Annotated in this window: 13 protein-coding genes; 8 read left to right on the plus strand and 5 right to left on the minus strand. The window is 68.3% G+C overall.

Annotated elements, in window-relative coordinates; all coding sequences use genetic code 11:
- Positions 1 to 2: 2 nt before the first annotated feature.
- Both ACIA12_RS14550 and ACIA12_RS14555 read left to right on the plus strand, forming a co-directional pair.
- Positions 3 to 881, plus strand: a complete 879-nt coding sequence (locus ACIA12_RS14550) for a prephenate dehydratase (protein ID WP_396367452.1) — start codon at positions 3 to 5, stop codon at positions 879 to 881.
- Between the two features lie 43 nt (positions 882 to 924).
- Entirely contained in the window at positions 925 to 1,908 is a 984-nt protein-coding gene (locus ACIA12_RS14555) for a GNAT family N-acetyltransferase (RefSeq protein ID WP_396367453.1), read from the plus strand.
- Here ACIA12_RS14555 and ACIA12_RS14560 read toward each other — a convergent pair.
- Positions 1,905 to 2,444 (minus strand): hypothetical protein, encoded by a 540-nt coding sequence (locus ACIA12_RS14560; RefSeq protein ID WP_396367454.1) that lies wholly within the window; start codon positions 2,442 to 2,444, stop codon positions 1,905 to 1,907. The two genes, ACIA12_RS14555 and ACIA12_RS14560, sit on opposite strands and share 4 nt — an antisense overlap.
- Positions 2,445 to 2,617: 173 nt before the next feature.
- Here ACIA12_RS14560 and ACIA12_RS14565 point away from each other — a divergent pair, with 173 nt between their 5' ends.
- From ACIA12_RS14565 to ACIA12_RS14585, 5 genes are all read left to right on the plus strand, one after another.
- Positions 2,618 to 4,807, plus strand: coding sequence for a M43 family zinc metalloprotease (locus tag ACIA12_RS14565; RefSeq protein ID WP_396367455.1), 2,190 nt, complete (start codon positions 2,618 to 2,620; stop codon positions 4,805 to 4,807).
- A gap of 56 nt (positions 4,808 to 4,863) precedes the next feature.
- Positions 4,864 to 5,097 carry a hypothetical protein gene (locus ACIA12_RS14570; protein ID WP_396367456.1) on the plus strand — a complete coding sequence of 78 codons (234 nt, stop codon included), beginning with the start codon at positions 4,864 to 4,866 and terminating at the stop codon, positions 5,095 to 5,097.
- A gap of 1 nt (position 5,098) precedes the next feature.
- Complete coding sequence (locus ACIA12_RS14575; RefSeq protein WP_396367457.1) at positions 5,099 to 6,439, plus strand: M20/M25/M40 family metallo-hydrolase; 1,341 nt, start codon at positions 5,099 to 5,101, stop codon at positions 6,437 to 6,439.
- A complete protein-coding gene (locus ACIA12_RS14580; RefSeq protein WP_396367458.1) occupies positions 6,436 to 7,800 on the plus strand; it encodes an HAD-IA family hydrolase in 1,365 nt (454 codons plus the stop codon). Before ACIA12_RS14575 ends, ACIA12_RS14580 begins: the two co-directional genes overlap by 4 nt.
- Positions 7,801 to 7,939: 139 nt before the next feature.
- On the plus strand, positions 7,940 to 8,368 hold the full coding sequence (locus tag ACIA12_RS14585) for a hypothetical protein (RefSeq protein ID WP_396367459.1): 429 nt from the start codon (positions 7,940 to 7,942) through the stop codon (positions 8,366 to 8,368).
- A gap of 53 nt (positions 8,369 to 8,421) precedes the next feature.
- Here the strand turns inward: ACIA12_RS14585 and ACIA12_RS14590 are convergent, their stop codons facing one another.
- The 3 genes from ACIA12_RS14590 to pcaD form a co-directional block, all read right to left on the minus strand.
- Complete coding sequence (locus ACIA12_RS14590) at positions 8,422 to 10,353, minus strand: TIGR03960 family B12-binding radical SAM protein (protein WP_396367460.1); 1,932 nt, start codon at positions 10,351 to 10,353, stop codon at positions 8,422 to 8,424.
- A 120-nt stretch (positions 10,354 to 10,473) separates the two neighbouring features.
- Positions 10,474 to 12,672, minus strand: coding sequence for a P-loop NTPase fold protein (locus tag ACIA12_RS14595; RefSeq protein ID WP_396367461.1), 2,199 nt, complete (start codon positions 12,670 to 12,672; stop codon positions 10,474 to 10,476).
- Positions 12,673 to 12,724: 52 nt separating this feature from the next.
- Complete coding sequence (gene pcaD, locus ACIA12_RS14600) at positions 12,725 to 13,483, minus strand: 3-oxoadipate enol-lactonase (protein WP_396367462.1); 759 nt, start codon at positions 13,481 to 13,483, stop codon at positions 12,725 to 12,727.
- A gap of 35 nt (positions 13,484 to 13,518) precedes the next feature.
- Between pcaD and ACIA12_RS14605 the strand changes: the two genes are divergently transcribed.
- Positions 13,519 to 14,484, plus strand: a complete 966-nt coding sequence (locus ACIA12_RS14605) for an asparaginase (protein WP_396367463.1) — start codon at positions 13,519 to 13,521, stop codon at positions 14,482 to 14,484.
- A gap of 54 nt (positions 14,485 to 14,538) precedes the next feature.
- Here the strand turns inward: ACIA12_RS14605 and ACIA12_RS14610 are convergent, their stop codons facing one another.
- Positions 14,539 to 15,291, minus strand: a complete 753-nt coding sequence (locus ACIA12_RS14610; RefSeq protein WP_396367464.1) for a hypothetical protein — start codon at positions 15,289 to 15,291, stop codon at positions 14,539 to 14,541.
- Positions 15,292 to 15,326 lie beyond the last annotated feature (35 nt).

Genomic DNA, 15,326 nt, shown 5'->3' on the forward strand with positions numbered 1-15,326 from the left:
CCGTGGACGGACCGATCGCGTACCAGGGTGAGCCAGGAGCCAATTCGGCGATGGCGTGCACCGAGATGTTTCCCGGCCGCGAACAGCTGCCCTGTACGACCTTCGAGGACGCGCTCGAGGCGGTGAACACCGGCCGCGCCGGGCTGGCGATGATCCCGGTCGACAACTCGATCGCCGGCCGGGTGGCCGACATCCACCACCTGCTGCCGGACTCCGGGCTGCACATCATCGGCGAGTTCTTCCTGCCGATCCACTTCCAGCTGCTGGCCACCCCTGGTACGCCGATCGAGTCGATCAAGACGGTCCGCAGCCACGTCCACGCGCTCGGCCAGTGCCGCAAGATCATCCGCGAGCACGGCTGGGCGACCGTCGTCGCCGACGACACCGCCGGCGCCGCCCGGGAGGTGTCCGAGCTGAACGACCCAACCGTCGCCGCCCTGTCACCGGTGGCCGCGGCCGGGCTCTACGGGCTGGACATCCTGGCTGAGGACGTCGAGGACGAGCACCACAACACCACCCGGTTCCTGGTGCTGTCCCGCGAGCCGGTGGTGCCCGCGGTGGGCTCGGGGCCGACGATCACGAGCTTCGTCTACCGGGTCCGCAACGTGCCCGCCGCGCTCTACAAGGCGATGGGCGGCTTCGCGACCAACGGCGTCAACATGACCAAGCTGGAGAGCTACCAGCTCGGCGGCTCGTTCTTCGCCACCCAGTTCTACGCCGACGTCGAGGGCCACCCCGAGGACCCGCACGTCGCCCTCGCCCTGGAGGAGCTCGCCTTCTTCTCCGTCGAGGTCCGGATCCTGGGCGTCTACCCCGCCCACCCCTTCCGCGAGCAGATCGCCGAGCCGGCCGCCAACCGCACCCTCCGCCCCCACCACTAAAACCCAGCGCGCTTCCCTGCCCGCACCCCATAGGGTCGCCGTCATGGAATCCGTGACAGTGGACGGCCGGGACCGCGACACCTTCGAGCGGTTTTACAAGCTGCGGGACGCGGTACGCCGGGAAGCCGAGTTCCCGTCAGGGCTGGGACTGGAAGAGGCGCGGGTCCTGATGGCCGACCAGCACTCCGATCTGCGGGCCGACGGACTCGGGCTGGTCGATGGCGATAGGTGGCTGGGGATCGCCTGGCTCGACTGGCCGCTGCAGGAGAACACGCACCTCGTCGAGGTGGAGATCGCGGTCGCCGAGCAGTACCGGCGTACAGGCGTGGGCACCAAGCTTCTCGAGGCGGTGATCGAGCGGGCCAGGCAGGACGGCCGGCGAGTGCTCGCCGGGATGATTCTGGGCGATGCGGTGACCGGTGAGAGCGCTGGTACTGCGTTCGCCGCCAAGCAGGGGTTCGTCCGCAAGCTGGTCGAGTTGCATCAGGTGCTCGAACTGCCGCTGTCGGAGGAACGGCTGGCCGAGCTGGATCAGCCGGTCGCCGGATACGAGATCGTCCAGTGGCGTGAGCACACTCCGGACGAGTGGGTCGAGCAGTTCGCCGATGCGCTGAGCGCGATGTCCGTCGACGTACCGACCGGAGAGCTCGACCAGGAACCGGCCCGGTGGACGCCCGAGCGACTGCGCGAGGCCGAGGCGCGGAGGCTCAAGCAAGGTCGGTTCTGCCACACCACCGTCGCCGTCGACAAGGACGGTCAGCTGGCGGCGTACACGCAGATGGGTGGCGGGACCGGCGATCCCGGGCGCCTCTACCAATGGGACACCTTCGTCCGCCCGGAACACCGTGGCCGGCGGCTCGGGCTCGCGGTGAAGGTGCCCAACTTCCGGTCGCTGCAGGCTGAGCTCGACCGTCCGGCAGTCCTGCACACCTGGAACGCGACCACCAACGGCCCGATGATCGCGGTCAACGTGCACCTCGGCTTCCGGCCGGTCGCCCAGCGAACCGACTGGGAGCTGGAGCTCTAGAGGAACTGCCAATCCGGGTAGCGCGTGGTGAGCGTGGCACGGTGATCTCGCCAGTCGGCTGAGCGGCGAGCTGGGTCGAGTGGGTCGGCATAGCCGCCGTGCAGGCGGTAGCCCCAGGTGAAGGCGCCGATCGGCTCGACGACGCGGGTGTGAAACACATCGGGCACGATCACGAGGAACGTGTCCGCGCGCCAGACGCCATCGGGGTCCTTGGGGTGCGCGGGCGCGTCGAAGAAGGTCGGCAAGAACCCGTACGCGGCCAGCGGGCTGACGTCGGCGGTGAAGGCGGGGGCGTCGACCGTGACCTCGCCCGCGCGGGTGACGAGCTGGATCCAGCCCATGATCGCGTTGAGGCCCTGACCGTGGTACCGCAGCGTCGCGGTACAGATCGGGAAGTTGCGGTAGGCCTCCGCATCCAGACCTGGGACGACCAACCCGTGCCCGGAGGCATAAGGGTCGTCGTTGGCCAGCACGCGGATGTTGATCAGTCCGCGTTGACCGCGGACCTCGAACGGAACGGACAGCTCTCGTCTCATTCACCCCTCCTGACGCCATTCTCCAACGTACGCAAGGGAAAAGGTGAAACTGACTGCCAGGGCTCGCGGTCTTGTGCACCGGCGCTGACGGGAGCACGCTGAAAAAGAGCAGCGTCTTGGGGGGCATCCTGTTCATTCTTCTTTCCTTGCCCCCGCACGCACTAGGGGGAGAAATGCCGAGGAAGGCCAACGGGAGAGCGGACAAGAACGAACGGGGCGCCGGGAACGAGATGCCCGGTGGAGCGATGCCGACGGGGGCGACGCCGTCGGTGAACGGAATGCCCGGCATGCCGGGAGCCGGTGCGACTGGTATGGCCGGTGGTGGAGAGGCCGCACCTGGCATGACCAGTGGTGGTGGGGCCGGTATGGGGCGCGACAGCCAGACGCCCAGTCGGCGGCAGTGTGGCGTGATGGACGTACACCGGCGGCTGCTGTCGACGTCGGCGGAGTATGTCGCGGCGCGTTCCTATCTGGAGAACGCGACCACGCAGTACGTCGCCGCGCAGCAGCGGTTCAGCGGCGTCGCGCACATCCCGGTTGTCGTCCATGTCGTCTGGAACACGGCCGCGCAGAACATCTCGCAAGCCCAGATCGACAGCCAGATCGAGGTCCTGAACCGGGACTTCCGGGCGACCAACACCGATATCGGCATCGTGCCGGCTCCGTTCACCGGGCTGGTCGCCGACTCGCGGATCGAGTTCGCGCTGGCGACGACGGACCCGAACGGCAACCCGACGACCGGCGTCACCCGGACCCAGACGACGCGCACCGGCTTCACGACGGACGACGCGATCAAGTCGTCGGCGACAGGTGGCATCGATCCCTGGCCAGCCGATCGGTACCTGAACATCTGGGTCGGTCAGCTCGGTGGCGGCCTGCTGGGCTACGCGCAGTTCCCGGGCGGCCCGGCGGAGACCGACGGCGTCGTCATCCTGCACAGCGGGTTCGGCACGAACGGTACCGCCGCGGCGCCGTTCGATCTCGGCCGGACGACGACGCACGAGATCGGCCACTACCTCAACCTGTTCCACATCTGGGGCGATGACGGCACGGGCTGCAGCGGCAGCGACGAGGTCGCGGACACCCCGAACCAGGGCGGCCCGAACTTCGGCGTACCGACGTTCCCGAAGCTGTCCTGCAGCAACGGGCCGAACGGCGACCTGTTCGTGAACTACATGGACTACACCGACGACCGCGGCATGGTGATGTTCACCAACGACCAGGTCGCTCGGATGGAAGCCTGTCTGGACACCGTCCGCACGGATCTCAACCAGGGTTCGGGCTCCGGTACGGCACTGCCGACTCCCGCCGGGCCGGTCGTGTCGTGGGACGACAACCGGATCGACGCGTTCGTGCTCGGTACGGACCGGGCGACGTATCACAAATGGTGGGACGGAGCCGCCTGGGGACCGTCCGTCAGCGGCTACGAATACCTGGGTGGTGTGTGCATGAGTGCTCCGGAAGTGGCGGCCTGGGGGCCGAACCGGCTCGACGCGTTCGTGCTCGGAACCGACCACGGGCTCTACCACAAGTGGTGGGACGGGACCGCCTGGGGACCTTCGGAGACTGGCTATGAAGCGCTCGGCGGCATCTGCATGAGCCCACCGCGGGTCGCGACGTGGTCCTCCGACCGGCTTGATGTCTTTGTGCTCGGTACCGACCGTGCGCTCTACCACAAGTGGTGGGACGGGTCACAGTGGAACGACTTCGAGTATCTCGGCGGGATCTGCATGAGCCCGCCCGAAGTAGTTGCCTGGGGCCCTGATCGGCTCGACGTCTTCGTGCTCGGCACGGACAACGCGGTCTACCACAAGTGGTGGGACGGCACCGCCTGGGGCGGCTTCGAGTCGCTCGGCGGCGTCTGCGCCTCTCCCCCGACCGCGGTGGCCTGGGGTCCGAACCGGCTCGACCTGTTCGTCATCGGCACCGACTCCGCGCTCTACCACAAGTGGTACGACGGTACGTCGTGGTCGGCGGACTGGGAGAACCTCGGCGGCATCTGCACGAGCGCGCCGACCGTCGTCTCGTGGGCCGCGAACCGGCTCGACGTGTTCGTCCTCGGTACCGACTCCGCGCTGTACCACCAGTGGTGGGACGGCACGTCGTGGTCCGGGTTCGAGTCGCTCGGCGGCATCTGCGTCGACGAGCCTCGGGTGACGTCGTGGGGACCCGACCGGCTGGACGTCTTCGTCGTCGGCACGGATGGCGGGATGTACCACAAGTGGTGGGACGGAACGGCCTGGGGACCGTCGATCACCGGGTATGAGGCGCTCGGCGGCGTGATCAGCGACTTCAAGCTGGATCAGCCGGTGCCGGACCTGTTGCCGAACGGCGCTGTCGCTGAGCAGGCGGTGCTGAACTGAACACCTCGCAGTTGGCCGGGCGGTGGACACACTCCTTCGAGGAGGACCACGACGGCGTGACCGTCTACCGCCGCGACGACTTCGCCTTCCCGCCGGCCCGCGGCCGGCGGGGGGTGGAGTTCCACGCCGACGGCACCTTCACAGAACTGCTGATCGGCCGAGGCGACGCCCCCGAAAGCGGCCCGGCGGGGCGCTGGTCAGCGGCCGGGCAGATCAGCCGCCCCACAAGCTCGGCCGGGTCCTTGGTGTCTGTGGGGCCGGATCGGCTGGAGATTCGTTGGGAGGAGTGAGATGACCGGTTCGCCTGTTCGGTATCTGGTGGTGCCGAGCGTGGATGCGGCCGACGGTGCCAAGTCGGCTCGGTTCGGCGACAAGACGATCCTGTGGGGGCCTGCCGACCAGAAGCTTGGGCGGGCGTCGCGTACTGCGCCGGGGCTGGTGCTCGTGACGCAGGTCGGGCGTAGCTTCCAGGACGAGTTTCCTGACGTCACGCCGTTGCTCGATCACGGTCGCCATCTGGTGATCTCGGCTGCTGACAAACCCCGGCGGCGGTCCAACCACTGCTGGCGAGTGGAGGCGTTGAAGGCCGGTACGACGATCGTCGACGTACCGGCGCGAGTGGCTCGACGGGCCGACCCGGTGGTTGCCGGGTTGGTCGGTGAGCTCGCGCCGGCGTCGTACCAGGCGGACCTGTCCTGGTTCGCGAGTCTGCCGACCAGGCATTCACTCAGCCCGTCATTCACTACCGCGGTGGACTTCGCGGCAGCGCGGATGGTTGCCCTCGGCTACGGTGTCACGCGTCAGCCGATCACCGTCGGGGCCGGGCATTCGGAGAACCTCATTGGCGACCGGGCCGGGTCAGGCGCCGGGGCGCGCGGGCTCGTCCTGATCACCGCGCACCTCGACTCGATCAACCTCGCGGGTGGGCCGGGCGGCAATGCGCCGGGCGCCGACGACAACGCGAGCGGGTCCGCCGGAGTACTGGAGCTCGGGCGGCTGATCGCGAGCCGGAAGTGGGAGCACGACGTACGGCTGATCCTCTTCGGTGGTGAGGAAGAAGGGTTGTACGGGAGCAAGCAGTACGTCGCTGCACTGCCGGCTGTGGAGCGGTCGCGGATCCGCGCGGTGCTCAACATGGACATGATCGCCTCGAAAAACAGCGCGACACCGACCGTCCTGCTGGAGGGCGCGGCGGTGTCGTCCGGGCAGATCGACGACTTGGCCGCGGCCGCGGCGACGTACACGGGACTGAAGGTCGAGACGTCGCTGAGTCCGTTCGCCAGCGATCATGTGCCGTTCAACAACGCTGGAGTGCCGGCGGTGCTGACGATCGAGGGCGCGGACAGCGCGAACGGGCACATCCACTCGGCCAACGACAAGCTCGAATTCCTCGACTGGTCGCTGGCAAGCGAGATCCTCCGGATGAACGCCGCAGCCCTGGCTGGTTGGCTCGGCCTCGTCGGCGCGACTGTGGCACCCCGGGCGCAACCAGCCGGATCAGCCGTGTCCTGGGGACCGGGCCGGCTCGACATCTTCGTGCGGGGCACCGATTCGGCGCTGCACCACCTCTACTGGGACGGCGGCAGTTGGCACGACTTCGAGTCGTTGGGTGTCATAGGGTCAGGTGGGTGACGGATCTGGCGTGGAGCGGTTGCCTGAACACTCGCGACCTGGGTGGGTTCCAGACCCGGTACGGCGGGGTGACGCGGGGCGGGACGATGATTCGGACCGACTCCCCCGACAACCTCGACGCCGCCGGGCGGGAGGCGTTGCGGGGCGTCGGGGCCGGGTTGGTGCTCGATCTGCGCTCGGATTGGGAGATGACGCAGGCGCATCCGCTGGAGGGCGTAGCGGAGTACCGGCGGATTCCGTGGATCGATCCGGTACGCGACAAGGAGCGCGTGCCGGAGGACGAGCCGCTGCTGGGCGACATCTATCGCGGCAGTCTTGATCGCAACCAGGGACAGATCGAGCAGGCTTTGCGGGCTGTTGCTTCGGCGCCGCAGGATCGGCCGGTCGTCGTGCACTGCAAGTCGGGCAAGGACCGCACGGGGCTGCTGGTCGCGTTGCTGCTCGACCTGATCGGTGTGCCGCGGGACCAGATCGTGGCCGACTACGTGATCAGCGAGGTGCGGCTGGGCGTGCTCGAACAGATCGCGGCACTGCCTGTTGAGGAGCGTTCGCGGGCTGCCTTGCTCTCCCGGACGTTGCCCGAGACGATCACCGCCGCCCTTGATCATGTGGACGCGCGGTACGGCGGGGTGCGGAGCTATCTGTCGCTGTGCGGATTGAGCACCGGGGAGATTCATCGCCTGGCGGCGCGGCTGGTGGGGTTGCCGGTCGAGGCGGTGGTGTTCGACTTCGACGGGCTGCTGATGGACACCGAGACGACGCTGGTGAAGAGCTGGCAGAACGAGTGGGCGCAGCACGGGCTCGAGCTCTCGCTGGATGACGACTTCTGGCCGGGGCACGGCGGAAGTACGAGCGAGGCTCGGTACGCCCAGTTGGCTGCTCTGGTGCCGGACTTCGATCGCGAGGTGAGTCATGCGCGGCGTACGGCGTACCGGGATCGACTGCACCAGGATCTCGACTTCCGTCCGGGCATCCGCTCCTGGTTGCTGGAGGCCCGCGAACTCGGGCTGAGACTCGCCATCGCGAGCAGCTCGGAACTGTCCTGGGTGGTCGGGAACCTGCAGCGGGTCGGCGCTGTAGACCTCTTCGACGTGATCGCCGCCGGCGACGAGGTCACTGCTCACAAGCCTGACCCGGCGGTCTACCAACTCGCGCTGGACCGCCTCGGACTCCCCGGCCCTGCCACCGCCGCAGTGGAGGACACAGCGCACGGTGTCGCCGCGGCGGCCGCGCTGGGGATGACGGCCATCGCGATCCCCAACCCCTATGTCGCTGCGTCATCGCTCGGTGCCGCCGATCTGGTGCTGAAGACGGCCGCCGAGCTGCCACTCGGCGAGGCCTTGTTCCACGCGGTTGGTTGACCCCGGCATCCAGTCGTTTGAACCCGTCGTTTGAGGGGCCGCGGCGCGCGGGAGCTGAGGTGCTGGACCCGTGGGTCGGTTACCTTGGGCAGAAGTAGGACCGCTGGGGGGCGGCGCGGGGCTGGGGAAGGGACCTGCGATGACGCTGTTTCTGTTCGCCGCCGCGGCCGGATTCACCTTGGCCGCGGTCGTCACCGACAACAAGCCGATGCTGTACGTCGGCCTGGGGATCTGGATCGTCGGCGCGCTCTCCGCGCTGTGGTTGTGGTTCTTGCCGCGCCGCCAGGGATTCCGTACGCCGGAAGCCGCCCGGCTGGCCGCCGAGGCGGGCAACCCACGCGCGATCCGGGCCTTGGCGATGGATGCCCTGAGCACTGGTGACGACGCCCGGGCCGAGCGGTTGCTGCTGGTCGCGATCGACCACGGCGACATCGACTCGATGTGGGAACTTGCCCGGCTCATCGACCGGCGCGATGGAATCGATGCCAGCGATCCGTGGTACCGGATGGCCGCGGACAACGGTCACTTCGCGGCCCGGCGCCATCTCAAGCGCCGCGACCCCGCGTAACCGTCAGACCACGGACAGCGCACACAACGGACAGCGTCACACCACGGACAGCGTCACACCACAGACAGGGGCAGCAGCTTCTTGCCGGTCGGGCCGATCTGGATCTCGGTGTTCATCTGCGGGCAGACGCCGCAGTCGAAGCACGGCGTCCAGCGGCAGTCCTCGACCTCGATCGCGCCGTCCTCCTCGAGCGCGTCCTGCCAGTCCTCCCACAGCCAGTCGCGGTCCAGCCCGGAGTCCAGGTGGTCCCACGGCAGCACCTCGGCGTACTCGCGTTCACGCGTCGTGTACCAGGCCAGGTCGACCGGCTCGTCGGCCAGCGCCTTCTCAGTGGCGGCGATCCAGCGCTCGTACGAGAAGTGCTCGCTCCAGCCGTCGAACCGGCCGCCGTCGCGCCAGACCTGCTCGATGATCCGGCCGACCCGGCGGTCGCCGCGCGAGAGCAGGCCTTCGATGATGCCCGGCTTGCCGTCGTGGTACCGGAAGCCGATCGCCTTCGCGTACTTCTTGTCAGCGCGGATCGCCGCGTTCAGCTTGGCCAGCCGGGCGTCGGTCTCCTCGACGCCGAGCTGCGCGGCCCACTGGAACGGGGTGTGCGGCTTCGGCACGAACCCGCCGATCGACACCGTGCAGCGGATGTCGTTGCGGCCGGACACCTGCCGGCCGGTCGCGATCACCCGCTTGGCCAGGTCGGCGATCGCCAGCACGTCCTCGTCGGTCTCGGTCGGCAGGCCGCACATGAAGTACAGCTTCACCTGCCGCCAGCCGTGGCTGTACGCCGCCGCGACGGTCCGGATCAGGTCGTCCTCGGTGACCATCTTGTTGATCACCTTGCGCAGCCGTTCCGAACCGCCCTCGGGGGCGAAGGTCAGACCGCTGCGCCGGCCGTTGCGGGAGAACTCGTTGGCCAGCGTGATGTTGAACGCGTCGACCCTTGTCGAGGGCAACGACAGCGAGACGTTGCTGCCCTCGTACCGGTCGCCCAGGCCCTTCGCGACCTCGGCGATCTCGGTGTGGTCGGCCGAGGACAGGCTGAGCAGCCCGACCTCCTCGAAACCGGTCTGCTTCAGGCCGTTCTCGACCATGTCGCCGATCGTGGTGATGCTGCGCTCGCGGACCGGGCGGGTGATCATCCCGGCCTGGCAGAACCGGCAGCCCCGGGTGCAGCCACGGAAGATCTCGACCGAGAACCGCTCATGGACGGTCTCGGCCAGCGGTACCAGCGGCTTCTTCGGGTACGGCCAGGCGTCCAGGTCCATCACGGTGTGCTTGGCGGTCCGGTACGGGACGCCGGGGCGGTTCGGGGCGATCCGCTTGATCCGGCCGTCGTCGAGGTAGTCGACGGTGAAGAACTTGGGGATGTAGACGCCGCCGGTGGAGGCGAGCCGGTGCAGCACCTCGTCGCGACCGCCTGGGCTGCCCTCGTCCTTCCACTCCCGGATCACGTCGGAGATGGCGAGCACGATCTCCTCGCCGTCGCCGAGCACCGCCGCGTCGATGAAGTCGCCGATCGGCTCCGGGTTGAACGCCGCGTGCCCACCGGCCAGCACGATCGGGTCCTCGTCGGTGCGGTCCACGGCGTACAGCGGGATCCCGGCCAGGTCGAGGGCGGTCAGCATGTTGGTGTACCCGAGCTCGGTGGAGAACGAGATCCCGAACACGTCGAAGGCCCGCACCGGCCGGTGGCTGTCGAGCGTGAACTGCGGGATGCCGTTGTCCCGCATCACCTGCTCCATGTCCGGCCAGACCGAGTACGTCCGCTCCGCGAGCGTGTGCTCGCGCTCGTTCAGCACCTCGTACAGGATCTGCACACCCTGATTGGGCAGGCCGACCTCGTAGGCGTCCGGGTACATCAGCGCCCAGCGCACGCTCGCCGACTCCCAGTCCTTGCTGACCGAGTTCAGCTCACCGCCCACGTACTGGATCGGCTTCTGCACGGTCGGCAGCAACGCTTCCAGGCGGGGGAACAAGGACTCAACAGTCATCACAGAACTTCCAGATCAGCGGTCAGAGCGCCTACCAGCCTAGCGCCGACCCGCTCCCCGCCCCGCATCCCTCACCAAACCTCTGCTATGAGACAGCAACCGGCAGGCTCACCCGGCCGGTCAGCGGAGCGGAGTTTCGGTCAGAAACTCGGGGGTGAGGGCTGCTTCGACGCCTTTTCCATGGACGACGTCGTGGAGTTCGGGGTCGGCCAACAGCGGGCGAAGGTCGGTGGGGAGGGTGGTTGGCGGGTCGGCGGTACCGACGTACTGGAGGTGTTCGGGGTAGCGGGCGAAGTGGCCGGCGAGCTTGGGCCAGCGCAGGGTGAGAATGGTCCAGAGGGCGGTTTGCTGCTCTTGGAGGTGGTTGTCGGCCAGGTTCACCTCTTGGAGCGTCTCGATGCCCCGGGCGATGCCATAGGCGTTGACCAGGCGCTTCATGGCGCGTGGGTTCGGGTCGCGGCCCAGTAGCTGCTGGAACGGTTCCAGGGTGTGCTTGTTGCGTTGCTGGGCGCGTTCGCCGACCATTTCGATCGCGAGCGTCTCCAGCCGCGCCTGCTGGTCGGCTGGTGTCCGGCCGGGATTTGCCAGTACTTCCGCGCGCACCTCGTCGCTGAGTTTCCCGGCGAGGTCGCGGCCGGCGTCGGCTCGCGCCTTCTCCAGCGCCTGCTCGTCGGGCACGCTCGCCGACCGGAGGATCCGGCCCCAGAAGTCGTTCAGCCGCTTGCCCGCCTGGGGCAGACCGGTCGAGATCTGGAACGTCTTCTCCAGGAAGAGGTAGCCGACCGGCCGGCCGGGCCCTCCCCCGGCGCTGACGAACTCGTCGTACTCGTTGGCGTAGCTGTCCGCGAGCCAGTCCCGGTCGGCGGCGATCACGTACGTCACCGGGACGTCGCGGAACAGCGTCTGGATGCCCTCGAGCAACTCCACGACGTACGGACCTTTGCAACGGTCGAGGTCGTCGATCATCACCACGACGTCGTGGTGGATCCATCTGGTGAGGTCGGCCAGGTGTTCCTGCACGGTCCGCATCGGGTCGCTCGTGTTCGCCATGAACCGTCTGGCGCCCCTCGCGGAGGTGGTGAAGACCCAGCGGCCCATCGCATGCAGGAGGCCCCAGACGGTGAGCGCCGGGGTGATGATGGCGGCCGCGGTGACCACGTAGTCCTTGACCGTGTCGGGCGAGAACAACTCCTCGTTGCCGCCGGCACCGAACCAGCCGGCCTGCCAGGCCCAGGTGACGGCTCCGGCGACGACCAGCAGCGCGAGGTAGCCGGGCCAGCCACCCTTCGAGCGCCAGAGTCGCTCCCGGAGCCAGAGCCACGCGGCCCGTGGCTTGTCGGACTTCCAGAGTTCGCGGACGGCACCGGCGTACAGGGCGGTCATCAACCACCACCACGGCGGCTCGATCCGCTGATGCCGCCAGGCGTTGAACTCGACCACGACGCACCGCTTCTCGGCGTCCGTGGCGGGGTTGCGCAGCTCATCGCCGAGGAAGCGGAGCACGGACGTCTTGCCCGCGCCCCACGGCGCATGCAGATGAACGATGAACGCCCCACCCCGCGGCGCCAGCGAATCCTTCACCCGCTTGCTGTTCTCGGTCTCCTCCCTCCGAGCCTCCCGAATCCGCTTGGCCAACACCTTCGCAAACCCCTGCCGCCCAAGCTCATCCACAGCGGCCGGCCCATCCGTATGGGTAGGAACCGACTCCTCCCGGCGCTCCTCACGGCCGGATGTGGTCACCGGCGGGATGGTCGCTGAGGCTTCGTCCGGTACGGCTGGATCGGCCGTGCTGCTACTGCTGGGCGGCTCCGGGTCGAGGGTGCTGCTGAGGCTCAGCTTGCGGAGACGCTCGAAGATCGACCGATCGAGGACGTAGACGCGCGGCACCATGCTCGGCCGGGAGAAGCCGTACCCGCCCGCGATCGAGCGCAGCGACTCCTCCGGGCTGAGCGCGCCGGCACCGCTCCCGAGCAACGGGAAAGCCGTATCGCCGGCGATGCCGGCAGCGATCTCGCCCACGCGGCGCACCGCATCCCTCACCAACTGGGCTGCCGAACCGGTGTCCGTGACCACCGCCGCGAGCAGGATCGTCTGGCGACTGTCCGGTGCGGAAACCTCGACCACCTGACCTGGCTCGAAGGCCCCCGTCGGTTGTGGGATCCCACGTGCTTCCAGGCGTTCCGCGAAATCTGGTGCCATGTGGCCCCTGGTGTTGCAGGGCACGACCAGGATCCGGGCTCCACTCTCGAAGAGATCACCGACGAACACCTCGACGCGATTCCCGTCGACGTCCACCGCCATCTGCAGCTGATCAGCCATGTACCCCTCCCCGCAGGCAGGTTAGTGGCTGCGGGGTGGTTACGGACAGTGGTCAGGTGAGGTGGGTCAGGAGGAGGTTGTTGATCTGGGTGGGGTGGGAGTAGGTGACCAGATGGGCGGCGGATTCGAGGATTTCCAGGTGGGCGCCGGGGATCTGGGTGGCGAGTGGGATGACTGTTTCGGGTGGGATGGAGGCGTCTGACTCGGCGGTGACGAGGAGGACGGGGGCGGTGATGTCGGCGAGGGCTGGGCGGAGGTCCATGGCGCCGAGGGCTTCGCAGCAGGAGGCGTAGCCCTCGGGGGAGGTGGTGAGGAGTTGCTGGCGGATGGTGTCGACCTCAGCGGGGTGCGATTCGGCGTACTCGGGCAGGAACCAGCGGCTGAGCGTGGCCTCCGTGATCGCTTTGGTGCCTTCGGCGCGGACCTGGGCGGCTCGGTCGGTCCACATCTGGGCGCCCGCGGACGGGTACGCGGGTGGGCACAGCAACGCGAAACGGTGGAACCTGTCGGGGGCGTTCTCGGCAAGCCACAGCCCGACCGCGCCGCCGAGCGAGATGCCGACGTACGACGCCCGCTCGATCAGCAGCTCGTTGAGCAGCTCGACGACGTCGCCGCCGAGGTCCTCGATCGTGTACGGCCCGTCGGGCGCCTCGGAGTCCCCGTGCCCGCGATGATCGAACGCGATCACCCGGAACCGCTGGGACAGTACGTCGAGCTGCGGCGCCCACATCGCGTGCGTAGTACCGAGCGACGAGCCGAGCAGCAGCACAGGCGCGTCATCAGGACCGGTCGTCTCGTAATTGAGTCGCATGAAGTCCACAGTACGAACGTTGCTAGCGTCGGGCCATGATCAAGGGTGTTCCGGGGCTGGGAAATGTGGTCGAGCTGGCTGAGGTGGTGCGGAGCGGGTTCGTGGAGAGCCGGCACTTCGGGCTGGCGGTGGCGCTGGATCCGGACGGGAAGGCTCTGTACGCGGCTGGGGACGTCGACGCCGTCGTACTGCCGCGCTCGACTGCGAAGCCGTTGCAAGCAGTGGGCTGCATCGTGGCCGGCGCTGACCTGGTCGGCGAGGAGGCCGCGATCGGGGCCGGGAGCCATACCGGCGAGGACCGCCACGTCGCGGTGGTGGACCGGCTGCTCGCGTCGGCCGGCCTTGATCGCAACGCCCTGCGCTGTCCGCCGGACCGGCCCGAGGACGAACCGACCCGCTTCCGATTGATTGCCGAAGGCATCGAACCGTCGCCGGTCCGGATGAACTGCTCCGGCAAACACGCGGCGATGCTGCTGGCAACCGTCGCTCGGGGCAACGATCCGGCCGCCTACCTCGATCCGCAGTCGCCCGTCCAACGCACGATCACCGCCGAAATCGAGCGCCTGACGCAGTCCTCCACCGGAGTCCTCACAGTTGACGGCTGCGGCACTCCTCTACTCGGTATGCCGCTTTCCGGCCTGGCTCTCGCCTTCGGCCGCCTGGCAACCGCCCCGCCTGGTACTCCGGAAGGACGCGTGGCGGCTGCCATGCGCCAGTACCCGGAGTTCGTCGGCGGCAACGGCCACCAGAACACCGAGGTGATGCGCCTACTCCCCGGCGTCATCGCCAAGGGCGGCGCCGAAGGCGTCATCGCCATGGCCACCCCCGACGGCCACGCGGTGGCCGTCAAAGTCATCGACGGCAACCCCCGAGCAACCACAGCCCTAGCCCTGACACTGCTGGCCAAGTGCGGGGTCGACATCTCCCCCGCCGCTGCCCTGCTCGCCCTACCCGTACTCGGCGGCGGCCAGCCAGTCGGCGAAATCCAGCCAACCTTGTAGGCCCGGGACTCCGACGAGGACCCCTGCCCCGACCGTAGAGCGACCCTGGGCTGACTAGCTGCCGGTCTTGGTGAGGGTGGTGCGGGCTTTCTCGACGGCTGCTTCGGTGGCGCCGTCCAGTTCGCCCGGTTGGCCGGCCAGGACGCCGACCGCCAGGATGACGTCGCCGATGCCGGTGATGGCGGCGTCGAACTCGAGGCCTTCCTTCGGGCCGCTGACGCCGGTCAGCTTGAAGGCGAAGGGCTCGTCGCCGAACTGCGGAGCGGGGATCTCGACGACCTCCATCTGGGTGGAGCCGGCGCCTTCCATCCGCATCGTCACCTTCTTGCAGGACGCGACGGCTTCCTGGTACGACGTCTGCAGTTCGCGGACCGCCTTCGAGGTGCTCATCGAGTCGAGCGAGAAGTCGATGTACGGGCCTTCCTGGCTGCCGGAGAAGGAGCGGTGCACGCTCCGCTTGGAGTCCGGCGCCTCGTCGGCGTTCAGCAACTTGACCAGCGGCTTGCACTTGCTGGTCGGTGCGGAGAACGGCGTACTGCTCGCGTCGGCCGGGTCGTCCTTCTCCTCGGAGAAGCCGCTCGGCAGCTCGGTCAGCTCGAGAAGTGCCTTGGTGAGTTCGGCTTTCGAGCGTTTGACCGGACCGGTCTCGGTCGGCGGATCGCTCGGCGTACTCTGCGTGGGAGTGGCGGTCACCGACGGTGTCGACGACGGGCCGGACGACCCACTGGCCTTGTCCTCACCGCAGGCGGCGAGCGACAACGAGAGAGCGGCGGCAACGACGAGCGGGAACGACGACGCGAGCTTCATGACCCATCCAGAACCGTCGAGGGCGCAAGGAAGCT

This window comes from Kribbella sp. NPDC051620 (assembly GCF_044453825.1).
Taxonomy (GTDB): domain Bacteria; phylum Actinomycetota; class Actinomycetes; order Propionibacteriales; family Kribbellaceae; genus Kribbella.

Excerpts from the sequence above, each read along its gene's own strand:
- ACIA12_RS14560 (WP_396367454.1), bottom strand. The coding sequence starts at position 2,444 with ATGAGACGAGAGCTGTCCGTTCCGTTCGAGGTCCGCGGTCAACGCGGA.
- ACIA12_RS14565 (WP_396367455.1), top strand. The coding sequence starts at position 2,618 with ATGCCGAGGAAGGCCAACGGGAGAGCGGACAAGAACGAACGGGGCGCC.
- ACIA12_RS14595 (WP_396367461.1), bottom strand. The coding sequence starts at position 12,672 with ATGGCTGATCAGCTGCAGATGGCGGTGGACGTCGACGGGAATCGCGTC.
- ACIA12_RS14605 (WP_396367463.1), top strand. The coding sequence starts at position 13,519 with ATGATCAAGGGTGTTCCGGGGCTGGGAAATGTGGTCGAGCTGGCTGAG.
- ACIA12_RS14585 (WP_396367459.1), top strand. The coding sequence starts at position 7,940 with ATGACGCTGTTTCTGTTCGCCGCCGCGGCCGGATTCACCTTGGCCGCG.
- ACIA12_RS14575 (WP_396367457.1), top strand. The coding sequence starts at position 5,099 with ATGACCGGTTCGCCTGTTCGGTATCTGGTGGTGCCGAGCGTGGATGCG.
- ACIA12_RS14555 (WP_396367453.1), top strand. The coding sequence starts at position 925 with ATGGAATCCGTGACAGTGGACGGCCGGGACCGCGACACCTTCGAGCGG.
- ACIA12_RS14590 (WP_396367460.1), bottom strand. The coding sequence starts at position 10,353 with ATGACTGTTGAGTCCTTGTTCCCCCGCCTGGAAGCGTTGCTGCCGACC.
- pcaD (WP_396367462.1), bottom strand. The coding sequence starts at position 13,483 with ATGCGACTCAATTACGAGACGACCGGTCCTGATGACGCGCCTGTGCTG.
- ACIA12_RS14610 (WP_396367464.1), bottom strand. The coding sequence starts at position 15,291 with ATGAAGCTCGCGTCGTCGTTCCCGCTCGTCGTTGCCGCCGCTCTCTCG.